Source organism: Colwellia sp. BRX10-1 (assembly GCF_014077545.1).
In the GTDB taxonomy this organism is placed as follows: domain Bacteria; phylum Pseudomonadota; class Gammaproteobacteria; order Enterobacterales; family Alteromonadaceae; genus Colwellia_A.
This window is the reverse complement of record NZ_JACGWC010000013.1, coordinates 1-13,890: the sequence shown is the minus strand read 5'-3', so window position 1 is coordinate 13,890 and position 13,890 is coordinate 1. Positions and strand designations below refer to the sequence as shown.

Genomic DNA, 13,890 nt, shown 5'->3' with positions numbered 1-13,890 from the left:
AATGATAGGTAATTAAATGCTGAATAAATTATGTTGTATTGCTCTAGTATTAGCCTCACAGAGTAGTTTAGTTTTCGCCAATGAAGCAAAAACCACTCAAGCAGAGCAACATGTTATTCAGCCTTTTACTGCTAAATATAATTTGATACGTTCTGCTGATATTTTAGGTAGTGCGACAAGAACGTTAGAATACTTAACACCTGAACAAGCTAAATATAGTTATAAAACAGATATTGAATGGTTAATATTTTCAGATAACCGTCAAGAAGTATCACTCGTTAAACTCGATCACCATAAGGTGACACCTCAGCAATATAATTTCCAACGAGACGGCACCGGACCTGATAAAGAATATGCTTGGCAGTTCAATATTCAGAATAATATTGCGAAGAACCTCAAAGACAATTCAGAGGTTAATATTGATTTTCCTGTCAATATTCAAGACTCACTCAGCTATCACTTGCAGAATCGTTTAAATTTAATTAAAAATCCAGAGCAAAAACTTTTTGTGTATCCGGTGATGAATCATTCGGGTAAAGTTAAAAATTATGTTTACCAGTATGATGGTGAAGATGAATTAATGCTGCCTTTTGGTATGATAAAAGCGGTTAGATTAAAAAGAGAAGTCATTGAAAAGAAAAAAATCACCTACGCTTGGTTCGCTCCAGAGTTAAATTACTTGTTGGTTAAAATACAACAAATAAAATCTGATGTTGAACAGTTTGATGCACAATTGACTTCACTTGAAGAACATTAATATTCAACCTTCAACACTTCTTGCCCTGAAGCAATAGACTCACCCAGACAAAATAAGTGCCACTGCCCTTTGGTCATTTTGTGCCAAGTTTCATTATCCGTTAATGGCTGAGTAGCGATAACCGTAACTACATCATTTTCTGTGGTTTCTTCAGTGAAATTAATAACTACTTCAGCATCAATCAAACTGGCTTTACCAAACGGTGCTCTGCGTGTTATCCAATGTAGGTTATTTGCACAATAAGCAAATAAATACTGGCCATTGGTGATATTGACATTAAATACACCCAACGCATTTATTTTGACACTCAACTCGGCGATAAATTTAAAGAGTACCGTTGCTGCTGGTTCTTTATCCGCAAACTTAAAATGAAGTTGGTCTAAGATCCAACAGAACGCGTGTTCGCTGTCGGTAGCCCCTACAGGAATGTGTAATTTAACAGGCAGTTCAACCTGGACATTCTTCAATTGTCCATTATGTGCATAAGTCCAATTTCTTCCCCACATTTGACGGGTAAAAGGATGAGTATTCTCCAAAGAAATACCGCCAGAGTTTGCTTGTCGAATATGACAAATAACCGCTTCACTTTTTATTGGATAATTGGTGACTAACTCGGCAATCGGTGATTGTGAACTTGGTAAAGGGTCTTTAAAACTTCGACAGCCTTTACCCTCATAAAAAGTAATGCCCCAACCATCCTTATGCGGCCCAGTATTTCCACCACGCTGCATTAAACCACTAAAGCTAAAGCAAATGTCAGTGGGGACGTTCGCACTCATTGCTAGTAATTCACACATAAATTAATTTCCGAATAGATAATTAACGTTATTATCCTATAAATAAGGTTACAACGATAAATATATTTGTAATTTATTGTACATAGATTTAAGCTAAATACATGGTCAGACCTCTTTATTTTTATCTTTAGGTTTTTATTTTTTAAAAGGAAAATTAATGGAACAATTTACATGGTTCATTTATGCCGTTATTTTAACCGGCTTCATGGCATACACTCGTGCCGCGCTCTCAACTTTTACCTTAAGTTTTGCCGCATTAATGGCGGTAGGTACTATCTTTGATGCACTGTCATTTTTCAGTTGGATAATATTTGCAATCATTGCATTGCCCTTGAATATATCTGACTTTAGAAAGCAGTATATTACTCACCCTTTACTAAAAATGTTCAGATCTATCATGCCGCAAATGTCGAGAACTGAGCAAGAGGCTATCGACGCTGGTACTACATGGTTTGAAGCAGAGCTATTTCGTGGTAACCCTGATTGGAAAAAACTGCATAACTATGAAACACCCCGCTTAAGCGTTGAAGAGCAAAGTTTCTTAAATGGTCCCGTAGAAGAAGTTTGTAAAATGACCAATGATTGGCAAACGACTCATGTCGATGCTGATTTATCACCAGAAGTTTGGCAGTTTTTGAAAGATAATAAATTCTTCGCAATGATTATCAAAAAGAAATATGGCGGCTTAGAGTTTTGTGCCTATGCACAGTCACGAGTTTTACAAAAATTATCAGGGGTCAGTGCCGTACTAGCAAGCACCGTTGGAGTTCCTAATTCTTTAGGCCCAGGTGAATTATTACAACTTTACGGCACAAAAGAGCAGCAAGACCATTACCTTCCTCGTTTAGCGGTTGGTGATGAAATTCCCTGCTTTGCGTTGACTAGTCCGGAAGCCGGTTCAGATGCTGGTGCGATCCCCGATGAAGGCATTATTTGTCACGGTGAGTTTGAAGGTAAAGAAGTGCTTGGTATGAGATTAACTTGGGACAAACGTTACATTACGCTAGCGCCCATTGCCACAGTACTAGGTTTGGCTTTTAAACTAAAAGACCCTGACCATTTACTGGGTGAAACGGTTGATTTAGGCATTACCTGTGCATTGATCCCTACAGACTTAGAGGGTGTTATCACTGGCCGTCGTCATTTCCCACTTAATGTTCCTTTTCAAAATGGTCCAACACAAGGTAATGGTGTCTTTGTGCCGCTTGACTATATTATTGGTGGCGCAGAAATGGCAGGCCAAGGCTGGCGCATGCTTATGGAGTGTTTGTCTGTTGGGCGTGCTATTACACTTCCTTCTAATAGTGCTGGTGGTATAAAGTCACTTGCACTTGCTACAGGTGCTTACAGTAGAATTCGTCGTCAGTTCAAGATCCCTATCGGTAAAATGGAAGGTATTGAAGAACCCCTCGCTCGCATTGGTGGCAATGCTTATTTAATGGATGCGGTAACAACCATGTCTACAGGTGCTATCGATTTAGGCGAGAAACCTTCGGTAATTTCAGCCATTATAAAATATCATTTAACTGAAAAAATGCGTGTTTGTGTTAATGACGCTATGGACATTCACGGCGGCAAAGGCATCTGTATGGGCGAAGGTAACTACCTTGCTCGTGCCTATCAAGGTGCTCCGATTGCAATAACCGTTGAAGGCGCAAATATTCTGACACGTAGTTTAATTATTTACGGACAGGGAGCTATTCGTTGTCATCCTTACGTTTTAGCGGAGTTAGCCGCAGCAAACCAAACTGATGATGTTATTGCATTAAAAGAATTCGATCACGCCTTGTTTGGCCATATTGGCTTTGCCATTAGCAATGTTGTCCGCAGCCTTTGGTTTTCATTAACTGGCGCTAGAATTTTAAAGGCACCTTTTCGAGACGAAACCTCTCGTTACTATCAGTTGCTCACTCGCTTTAGTAGTAACTTAGCTATGCTATCAGACATATCGATGCTGACACTGGGTGGCGATTTGAAGCGCAAAGAGAGAATTTCGGCGCGTTTAGGTGATGTACTTAGCCATTTGTATTTGTCTTCGGCAACCTTAAAGCGTTTTAACGACGAAGGTCGTCAGCAAGATGACCTACCGCTTGTACAATGGGCACTTGAAGATAGCTTGTATGAAACACAGCAAGCTATTGACGCGTTGATCAGTAACTTTCCTAATAAGATAGTGGCACTGTTTCTAAGAGCTATGATCTTTCCAGTGGGCAAATGGTTGAAAAAACCTTCTGATATTACCGACCATAAAGTTGCACAGATATTACAAACACCTGGTAAAGCTCGAGAACGCTTAGGACAAGGTCAATATTTAAGCCGAGATCCAGAAAATGTTTTAGGTCAACTTGAGCAAACGTTAGATGACATTATTGCTTGTGAACCAATATTTAAGAAGGTTTGTCAGGCTATTGGTGAAGATCTGCCTTTTTATGCCCTCGATGAAGTTGCTAAAAAAGGCTTAGCCGTTAATGTTATTAATGCTGTAGAAGCCGAGTTGTTATGCAAGGCTGAATTGGGCAGAAAAGTCGCTATCAATGTAGATGACTTTGACTCTGACGAATTAAGAGCACAGTCCGCTAGTCATTAATTTATCAACACGCCATAGAAATCGCCTACAAGGATGTAGGTTTCAATGTGTTTAAAGCCGTATTATCATCATAAATGAGCCCAGCAACCGTGTTGGACTCATTTTTTTTATCGTTAATGTCTTCACAAACTTTATAATTTTAGCGCTCACCTATTACTTTTTGTAACAAAAAATGCTGATAATTTTCTTGCCTAGATTGAAATACCATTAAAAATAAGTTAACTTTATGTTAACTAAAATTATACGACAAAATAATATGTTTTCTACTAAGGAAAGCCCCACTGTAAAAAGACGGAGCAAAGGTGAACAAACACGTTTACTGATATTACAATCAGCCATTGAAGTATTAGCAAAAAATGGAATAAAAGGCACGACTCATCGAGCCATAGCGAGTCATGCAAATATTCAACTCTCTCTTACCACCTATTATTTTAAAGATATACAAGAGTTAGTTCATCAAGCATTTACCTTGTGTTCTTCACAAATCACCACAAAAACAAGCTTAGCTTGGCAGCCTGCCGTTGAACTACTCGCCAATGTAAATAAAACAAGTTTACGTAAAATAAGTGAAAAAGAAAATTTACGTAATAAACTTGCCATAATGGCGACCCAATACTTAGTAAAAAGAATAATAGACTCACCCGTAGAGCTCGCTGTTCAACAATTACTCTTTACCGAAGTACGCGTAAACCGTAAATTAGCCCCTTTAGCTGAGATACACCGTGCGGCCTCGTTAAAACCCATTATTAAGTTATGCGAATTTTTTAATGCTCATGATCCACATATCGATGCTGATATTATTGCGACGGTTTTTACGCAAATAGAATACCGCAATATCAATGTGCCTGTTGAGCAATTAGATACTGATAACATTCAAGCCATCGTTAGCCGAGTCATTGGTTATGCAATGAACTTAAAAAGTTTAGCACTTACCTCTTAACAGATAATTATCTGATTGTTTTGTAGATGAGCTGTAAATGTTGTAAATTTGTTTCTATATCTGGTCGTACCAATAAAGCTATAAGACTCAATAACAACAATAAGGTTTAAATATGCCCTACCAAGCATTACTCACAAAACACAGTCAGTATTTTGATACTAATGTCACTCGAGATATTTCATGGCGTAAACAGCAACTACAAGCCATAAAAAAACTTGTTATTGAAAACGAAAAAGATATTTTACAGGCTTTACAAGATGACCTTGCAAAACCGACTCTAGAAGCTTGGATCACTGAAATATCATACATAACCAGTGATGTTGACCACACGTGCAAACACCTCAATAAATGGGCTAAACCAAGGGGCGTTAGTACCCCCATTGTGGTACAACCGGGGAAATCATTTATTAAACCCGAGCCACAAGGTACTGTATTAATTATTGGCGCGTGGAATTATCCTTTACAATTAGTATTGGCCCCTTTAATTGCCGTTATTGCTGCCGGTAATTGTGCCATCATCAAGCCTTCAGAACTTGCTCCTGCTATTTCTGCACTTATTGGCCAACTTATTCCTAAGTATTTAGATAATAACGCCGTTAGTGTGGTTGAAGGCGGCGTTACAGAAACAACCGCATTACTTACCTTGAATTTTGATCACATTATGTATACTGGCAATGGACAAGTCGCTCGTATTGTCATGGCCGCAGCCGCAAAGCACTTAACGCCAGTGACATTAGAGCTTGGCGGCAAAAGTCCTGTTTACGTCGATGAAAGTGCAGATTTAACAATAACAGCACAGCGTATTGCATGGGGCAAGTGGATGAATGCAGGGCAAACCTGCATAGCGCCTGATTATCTATTAGTAAAAGAAAACCTAGTTGAGCCATTAACACTAGCGTTGAAAGCTCAAATAACCGCGATGTTTGGTGAAAACCCAAAAAATAGCGACAGCTATGGCCGTATAATTAACCAGCGCCATTGTCAGCGTATAGCCACTTATTTTAACGATGGTAAAATTATGGTTGGCGGTGAAAGCGATATTGAAAGCTGCTATATCGCGCCAACTATTATCATTAATCCCGCTTTAGATAGTCCTTTAATGACAGAAGAGATTTTTGGCGCCATTTTACCTATTGTCACTATTGAAGATTTTGATCAAGCAAAATCATTTGTCAAACAAAGAGAAAAACCACTTTCTGCTTATATCTTTAGCCGTAACAACGAGCAAGTAGCACAATGGGTAAATGAAATAAGTTCGGGGAGTCAATGTATTAACGATGTCATCATGTTTAATGCTGTACCTGACTTACCTTTTGGTGGCACTGGCCCTAGCGGTATTGGCCAATATAGTGGCAAAGCCGGTTTTGATAATTTTAGTCATCTAAAGTCAGTACTCAAACGCCCTTTTATTAAAGATATCCCGGTACGCTTCGCACCTTATTCAAAATGGAAACTTAAATTTTTACGTTTTATCCGATAAAAAGCTACCTAAAATTTTTTCAGAGGATGAAAAGTCTTACATCCTCTGCCACCATTTTTAATCTATCTACTCACTAAAGATAATATAAACAAAAACGCTTTTATCTGCTCGTATCTAGTTTAGCTAGCTGGTTTAATTACCCGAATTAGATGATAGTGTGAATAGACATGACTAATTAGATTTTCAGACACTAAATGAGATTGAAGAATTTTTCTTATATTCACTAATGCCACTTTGAAGACCTAAGGTTTTAGTACCATAACGACAGCTGATGGACAGTAAGCGGTCATAAATTGAGAGTAGAATCACTATACCTAGCGGTCACAATGAGCCTGAAGCAGACCTCCAAAGGTGCCATTCGTATTATGCCACTCATTAACGGTTATGAGTCCAGTTGTAGTGGCTAATGATAAGTACCCTGTTTTAGTATTAATAAGTGATCCCATAACTTTCTCTTAGTCGTTGGTAAGGTAATTGGTACTTATATAAATGTTGATAAAAAAAATGCGAACAGCTTGTGTTTACTGGGGTATCGCAAAATTCACATTAAAATTAACAGCTACATATACAGTTACATTAGCCGCAGCTTAAACCGTGTCATTGGTAGAAAATTAACCAAGTATCACAAAGTCCCAAGTAAGCCGTAATTTTTGCAACTCAACTTAATGATCCTATTATCATTTTTATCGCGTTGTGACTCAATGCGACAAATTTTCACACTTAGGTTATTTTAAGCTAAGCACAGTCATTCCCGAGGTATCTGATCGAGTTCTAAGCTTTACGTTTGTGTTTTAGCTTTAATTTTTACTTTAAATAACGGGCCTCGATAAGCCCATCCGATGATTGTAATTATTTAGCTAACAAGTCCATAAATTGCATTTCAGACAAGACTTCCTTATCAAGCAAAGCCTTCGCTACAGCGTCAATATGCTGCCAATGCTGCTCTACTAATTGTGAGGTTTTTAAGGTCGCGTCTTTCACCCATTGCTGAATCAGTTTTTCGGTGTGTACTTGAAAATATGTATCTCCGCCCCATTCTTGCAATGCGGTCACGTCCATATTATAGCTATCGGGATGCATACCATATTTTGCAATAGCCGACCAAGCCGACCACATGGCATTTTTTAAATCGCTACTGGCGCCAGTATCTAACCCTTCATCACCAAATTTCTTAACCTGAGCTGCTCGACCTGCTAATGCTACACAAGTACGAGAAAACCAAAATTCCTTGGTATAATCTATATGCTGATCTGTACTGTATGCCACCATTCCCAATGATTGCTCTCGTGGTACGACACTAATTTGCTCAATAATTCGTTCTGGCATTAAAAATTTAGAAATAACCGCATGCCCCGCTTCATGATAAGCGGTTTCTGCTAGCGTTTTTTCACAAGAGTCCAGTGAGCGCTTAGCACCATATTTCAGAATATTAACTTCTTCAACTAAAGTACTTTGATCTATTTTACGATTCCCTTCGCTCAATGCGCGTAATACGGATTCTCGGTGAATCTTTTCTAGATCAGCACCACTTAAACCGGCCGTCAACGAGACGATTAATTCCACGTTGATAGCGTCGTCATAGCCCTCGTAACGTAAAAATTTATTGATAAACCAACGACGGGCATCTTTATCTAAAAAGGGTACATGTACATGTAAGTCGAGTCTTCCTGAGCGCAATAAAGCATCATCAAGTTTTTCTAATCGGTTAGTGGCGGCAACAATAAAGACAGGTGCACTGGCTTGATTAAAACCATCAATTTCGTTAAGTAGCTGATTTATCAATGCATCAGCTTTAGGACCGGCATCACCTCGTTTAGGCAGCGCATCAATTTCGTCAATAAATAAAATACACGGTGCATATTTACGCACCCGTTGAAATAAAGGTTTTATAAAACTACCCGATAACAATTCATTGCCAGAGCAAGTAACCATAGGTAAACCGGCTTCACTTGCTAATGCGCGAACTAATGTGGTTTTTCCGGTACCAGGCGGACCAAAAAGCACCATACCTTTAGGTGGTGAAACGCCAGCTTGGCTGAGCTGTTCACTATGACGGAGAATATTAATAGTTTCTTTTAGTCGGGCTTTAATGGTGTCATGACCGGCAATATCAGCAAATTGGATCTCTGGCATATCCAGCACAATCCCCCCACTTTCACCAACATCTTCTATGTGTAGCAATCGCTCACGACTTGGTTTAGAAAAGGTGAGCGTTAAAGTTTTGTCAGTTAAATGACAAGATGACTCTAAGAATAAAACTTCGTGACGAATTTTTAACGCTTGAATTTGTGCTTCGCAGGTTTCATTCCTCAGCAAGATAGCGATATCATTATCGAGCACTATAGATACCTGGTTAAACTCTGTTTGTGGGTTTAATCGAACAAAGTCTGTTATCGGATCAAGTACTTTTTCGGTTATATTAGCTTTAATATCACGAATATCAAAAAATGGCGCAAAAGTTGTTAGTAACACTCTAACAGTATTGTCGTTAACCGGTTGAAATTGGATCTGACTTTTTTCATTGAAGTGTTTAAGATCAATCGCGAGTTGTTTTTCTACTACCTGTATTAGCTCTGCTACACCAAGTGTTTTAAATAAAACAATACTACCTTGCGATAATCTAGACAGTAATTCAGCGGGAATAGCTTTTACTTCTCTACCCTGTTCAATTTTTATTTCGCTACGCAACTGTGTGATCATCGCACCACGCGCTTGTTCGGGCTTGTTCTTAATACTGCTAAGATAATCTGGCTTGTTATAAACCGCACTGCCTAAATTAGAAGTAAACACGACAATCGTTTGCCTAAAATCAATATCTTCTTGTGTGTATTCGTCGGTAATAAAACCGGCAGATAACATACGTAATAACGCTAACAATACCTGTGTGTGAGCTTTTTCAAATTCGTCAAACACTATCACAGATTTAGGGTGTTTTTTGACAAAAGCGGTGAGATCACCGGGTGCAGAGTCATCGTAAGTTTTCTTTGCTCCTACCAAGCCAAAACTTTCGTTACTATTAGTATATTGAGTCATATCAAACACTTTACATTGATAGTCATCTTTTAGGTGGTGAGCAAAACGCTCAGCTAAGAAGGTTTTGCCACAAGCTGGAGGCCCCGCAAAAAAGAACAAGCCTTGTGGTCGGCTTTGTTGAGGTTGCCATAATCCTTTAACCATACTATCGATTAAATATTCTATAACGTGCTCTTGACCATAAACTTCGGCCTGCAAGGTTTTTTTAAGTTGTTCAAGCGCTTTAAGGTTATCACGATAATCAGAAGGAGCATCAGGTAAACTAAACAACTCAATATCATTTATCCAGCTATCGCTTGCTGCTATGGGTTTAATTTTATCAAGTAGTGATGAAACCTGTGAAGAAAAAGGTATAACAGGGTGTTTCATCATCTCTTTTATTACCCCTTGTCGTAAATTACTTCGGTTTTTATCTGTTAACAGCTCAACAGTAGGGGCTACCGGTAACAACATGTTATTAAATTTTTTATATATTTCGTTTTTATTATCTATTGAAAAAGGTATAAGGCACTGGAAAGCAGATAAAATGTGTTCACGATTTATCTTGTCACTCTTTTCGTTGAGTGAGATATATTTGGTAAAAAAAAGTAATGTTCTCACGAGGTTCTTCCCTGTTCGTGTATATCAAGCATAATTAATGCTATCACGAACTGGGGGGTTTAACAGTACTTGCCTGTTATCCGGCGATAAACTTTGTTAATGAGGGGGAGAATCATATACTTTAAGTTAGTGCTGTTATTTTTATTAGTAAAATGAAATACTTATTGTACATCTGGTATTCCTCAAAGGAATTCACCATTTTGTTGTCACTAATGGCATAACTTTATTATTGAAAGGATTCATTTATGAATTTAAAACAAACTTACTCTGATCTTCTAGCCGATATCGCAGAACAACATGAAGATTGGTCTGCGACCTCAGAATCTCCCTTCACCATCTCTCGCCAAGCTGAAGAAAAAGTGCGACCACTGTCAATCTCTGTATTTGGTAGTGAAAGTAAAGCCCACTTATTTTTTAACTTATATAACGATAATGCACTATCTGAATTAGCTAAGAAATTTTTACGCGTTCAAAATAAAGATAAAATTCAAACGAATGATGAAGAGTCAGGCTTGGTTATTATTATTGATTCTGATGGTTTTGCCGTGGTTTACGATGCAACCAAAACCAATATTGAAGATTTTACACCACAATTTGAAAACATTGCTGAAACAGCTGATGCTCTATTAATGACGGTTGTGGCTGACGCGTACCAAACAGTTGAAAATGCTGATGTTCCTTCAATAGAAAACACTCAAACGGAACAAGTTGAAAAACCGTCAATAGAACATGTACTTAAACAATATTTTACCGAAAAGGATTATAAATACAAATACCAAGAAGATAAACAACGGTTTGTTTTAGGCTTTAACACAGAACATTACCTAGACGATAACGGTGATCCTAGTTTTAATGTTGTGCTTGATTATTCAGACAAAGGGCTATTGCGCTTTTTAACGCCTTTTTTGTATAAATTTGATTTAAATAAAACCCAATACAGTTTAATTGCTTCGGCAGTTGCATGGTTTCAATTTAGATACAAATTTTTGTCAATGTCACTTGATCCTAGCGATGGTGAACTAAGAATTTCTATTGATATTCCTCTAGCAGACGGTGTTTTACACAAAAGCCAAGTTCATAGAATTATGTCTTTCATTTTACAATTTACCGAAGACAGCTATCAAGAATTATTTTCTTTGATGTTAAGTGAGCCCAATGAAAGCGAGAAAAAGCTCAAAGAGATAATTGCTAACTACAAGCAAGAAATAGAAACAGGCCGTTGGTTAAAATCACTTGAAGATAAGATGCAAGGGATAACTGAAGCACAAAAACAAGCTATTGAGAATATTCTAAATCAAAGTGAAAGTTCGACGGGCAAAGGTGGAATATAATGACGAGCATTCCCAAAAAAAACACCTTTCATATGTTCAAGCGGGCGCTGTTTAATCCTGTTGGTGAATTAATATATCTAACACTATTTTTTGGTGCTGTTACCTTTGCTTTTTTCTGGTTGACGATAAAGTGGCAACTTTTACCTACATCGCTCCTACAGCCTTATTTAACCCAAGAGAGTACCGGTCTTTTTGATGCGCTTGGTGGATGGGCGTTAGGTTTTGCCGGGGCATTGGTTGCTATTCGTATCGCCGGCGTCGCAAAAAAAATTCAAGAGAATGATTCTATACGAGAGCACGTTAACCTTTGGGAAAAACATGTCGACCGTATTTCAGAGTTAAACTCAAAATTAACCCGCTCTATTACTGATACTAAAAGAGCTTGTGCCGCGGTATTACTATATACCAAGGAAGTGAGCAGAGTAAATAATACACTGACGCTAAATAATGCTTTTACGTCGATAATAAAGCAAACAAAAAAACCTGAAGACATAGCAGATCAACTTCAAAAGACGCTTGAAGAAAAGCTTGAAATACTGATAGAAACTATTGAAGAGGCTTTTAAAGATTCCGTCTATCGTTCTGTATTAGGCCTTATTTCAAAGACTAATCCATGTTCTGATAAATCAAGGATCCGTGATGAAGATTTTGCCTCACGATATTTTCAAGACCAAGCAACACGAGAAGATTTGATCAATATAGTCAGTAAAGACACCGAGTTTTTTAATATATTAGAGATTATTAGTAGTCTAGGTGCAAAAAACTTTGGTATAGGCTTGATGGAATTACGTGCTATGCCATTGTTTGAGCACTTCTATAAAGATCTTATGCGTATTACATCTTTTCAGAAAGAGGATAGTAAACAAGATAACAACCATCTTGAAATAGCTGATGCTGCTTGGATATTACTTGGTTTATTGCTTTCTAGAAATAAACCAGATAATTCATATATTAGCCAAAATGATGGTTTTGTGATCCTGGCTTTAATTCTTGGTTCTCTTCCTACGGAAGAGGTCATAAAAACGTATCTAGATACGAAAAAGCCCGAAGTATTTGACGATTACTCTGCCGAAGGTCGAGCCTTTATGCAAAGGGAGATTAGCGAATTGGCAAAGCGCTTATTTTACGTAAAAGCGGAAGAGTTATCAGAAATCAGTAGCTTGATAGAAAAATGTAATAACAATTTAAGCTATTTAGATGTAATGACAAAAAGTACAGGGGTGAGCTCAGAACAGAATAAAGCTAAATTGATAGATGAAAATAGCGATCTAAAAGGTACAGCATCAACACTTGACAGCTTCGAGCAGTCAAAAGACAAAAGAATCCCAACAAATACGAAAAGTTCATCGGCAGACAGTAAGAGTAATGACTCAAAAGACAGCAACTCTTCAGAAAAACAATAATTAAAATACATTATTATAGAGGTCTTATTTAAAATGAATAATACAGCCAACCATTGGGTTGGCTGTATTTCTTTAGAACACATATTTAAAATCCCCAAAATACTAAAAACCTAGTTCAGGGTTAGGTTTTAGCTAAACTTTCAGTTTAAGCTCAGGTAAAAAAAAGATTATCTAACCCTAAATGATAGGTCATGGTGGATATCACTATTTGACTAAAAAATAGCGTAGAAAATCCAACGATTACTAAAACACTTGCATAACCTTTTCAGCCCACATGCTCTTGGGGCTATGGAAGCAGATAAAAAGTTGATGCGTTTATGAATAATATCTTTATCACTTGCATGCTTGACCTGTTCCGATAATGCGGCATATATTTGAATGGTATTTTTTACTTGTATTACACTAGCACCATTTTCAATGGCATATAAATCACAAGTTGGCTCGTAATCTAATGCAAAAATCATCGCGTAATTTATCTTTATTAATAACCCACACTTTACTAAACCATTGCACAATTAACTTACGTAAATTATCACGATGTAAGCCGTGCCATCTTTCATGGGCAACAATGACCGCTTAGTCGGAGCAGAAGTCATAAGGGCATCAAAGATGCTAACGACTGCTTTAAGTCTTGGAGCTGCCCTTAGCAAAGCAAACTCTAACGTCAACGATGCGCACTTTTTTGACGTTAGCTTTTGGTGAGGGCAAAGCTACCAGTGATCATTGTTCTAAGGTCCCTAGTTGCCACAAAGAAGACATTAGCACTAAAAGGCTAAAGTTAATTTCGGATTAGTTTTTGTATCGATAACGCCCCATTAAGAGGCAAATAATAGTTGGCTAAAATAAGCGACGAAGGAGCAAATAGCCAGCTGTTATTTGTCCTGCTTGAATGGCTTGTTATACGCAATTTTCATATTTAAGCGTTTGATAGTGAGTAACTTTACCATTAATTAAGATCTCCG

At 37.8% G+C, this 13,890-nt stretch carries 9 protein-coding genes; 6 read left to right on the top strand and 3 right to left on the bottom strand.

Features of this window, described 5'->3' with window-relative positions; translation table 11 throughout:
• Window positions 1-16 precede the first annotated feature (16 nt).
• Window positions 17-757, top strand: coding sequence for a DUF3108 domain-containing protein (locus H4J75_RS11790; protein ID WP_182216127.1), 741 nt, complete (start codon window positions 17-19; stop codon window positions 755-757).
• Here the strand turns inward: H4J75_RS11790 and H4J75_RS11785 are convergent.
• On the bottom strand, window positions 754-1,554 hold the full coding sequence (locus H4J75_RS11785; protein WP_182216129.1) for a class II glutamine amidotransferase: 801 nt from the start codon (window positions 1,552-1,554) through the stop codon (window positions 754-756). The genes H4J75_RS11790 and H4J75_RS11785 overlap by 4 nt on opposite strands.
• A gap of 157 nt (window positions 1,555-1,711) precedes the next feature.
• On the opposite strand from H4J75_RS11785, the gene fadE reads away from it, so the two are divergent.
• The 3 genes from fadE to H4J75_RS11770 all read left to right on the top strand — a co-directional run bounded on the left by fadE (window position 1,712) and on the right by H4J75_RS11770 (window position 6,561).
• Window positions 1,712-4,141 (top strand): acyl-CoA dehydrogenase FadE, encoded by a 2,430-nt coding sequence (fadE, locus tag H4J75_RS11780; RefSeq protein WP_182222240.1) that lies wholly within the window; start codon window positions 1,712-1,714, stop codon window positions 4,139-4,141.
• A gap of 226 nt (window positions 4,142-4,367) precedes the next feature.
• Window positions 4,368-5,081, top strand: coding sequence for a TetR/AcrR family transcriptional regulator (locus H4J75_RS11775; RefSeq protein ID WP_070373898.1), 714 nt, complete (start codon window positions 4,368-4,370; stop codon window positions 5,079-5,081).
• A 112-nt stretch (window positions 5,082-5,193) separates the two neighbouring features.
• Complete coding sequence (locus H4J75_RS11770) at window positions 5,194-6,561, top strand: aldehyde dehydrogenase family protein (RefSeq protein ID WP_182216133.1); 1,368 nt, start codon at window positions 5,194-5,196, stop codon at window positions 6,559-6,561.
• An 849-nt stretch (window positions 6,562-7,410) separates the two neighbouring features.
• Here H4J75_RS11770 and H4J75_RS11765 read toward each other — a convergent pair.
• Window positions 7,411-10,194 carry an AAA family ATPase gene (locus H4J75_RS11765; RefSeq protein WP_182222239.1) on the bottom strand — a complete coding sequence of 928 codons (2,784 nt, stop codon included), beginning with the start codon at window positions 10,192-10,194 and terminating at the stop codon, window positions 7,411-7,413.
• Between the two features lie 245 nt (window positions 10,195-10,439).
• Here H4J75_RS11765 and H4J75_RS11760 point away from each other — a divergent pair, with 245 nt between their 5' ends.
• Complete coding sequence (locus H4J75_RS11760) at window positions 10,440-11,525, top strand: hypothetical protein (RefSeq protein WP_182222238.1); 1,086 nt, start codon at window positions 10,440-10,442, stop codon at window positions 11,523-11,525.
• A complete protein-coding gene (locus H4J75_RS11755) occupies window positions 11,525-12,928 on the top strand; it encodes a hypothetical protein (RefSeq protein WP_182216139.1) in 1,404 nt (467 codons plus the stop codon). The genes H4J75_RS11760 and H4J75_RS11755 overlap by 1 nt, the downstream gene beginning before the upstream one ends.
• Before the next feature lie 212 nt (window positions 12,929-13,140).
• Here the strand turns inward: H4J75_RS11755 and H4J75_RS11750 are convergent, their stop codons facing one another.
• Window positions 13,141-13,392 carry a hypothetical protein gene (locus tag H4J75_RS11750; RefSeq protein ID WP_182222237.1) on the bottom strand — a complete coding sequence of 84 codons (252 nt, stop codon included), beginning with the start codon at window positions 13,390-13,392 and terminating at the stop codon, window positions 13,141-13,143.
• Window positions 13,393-13,890 lie beyond the last annotated feature (498 nt).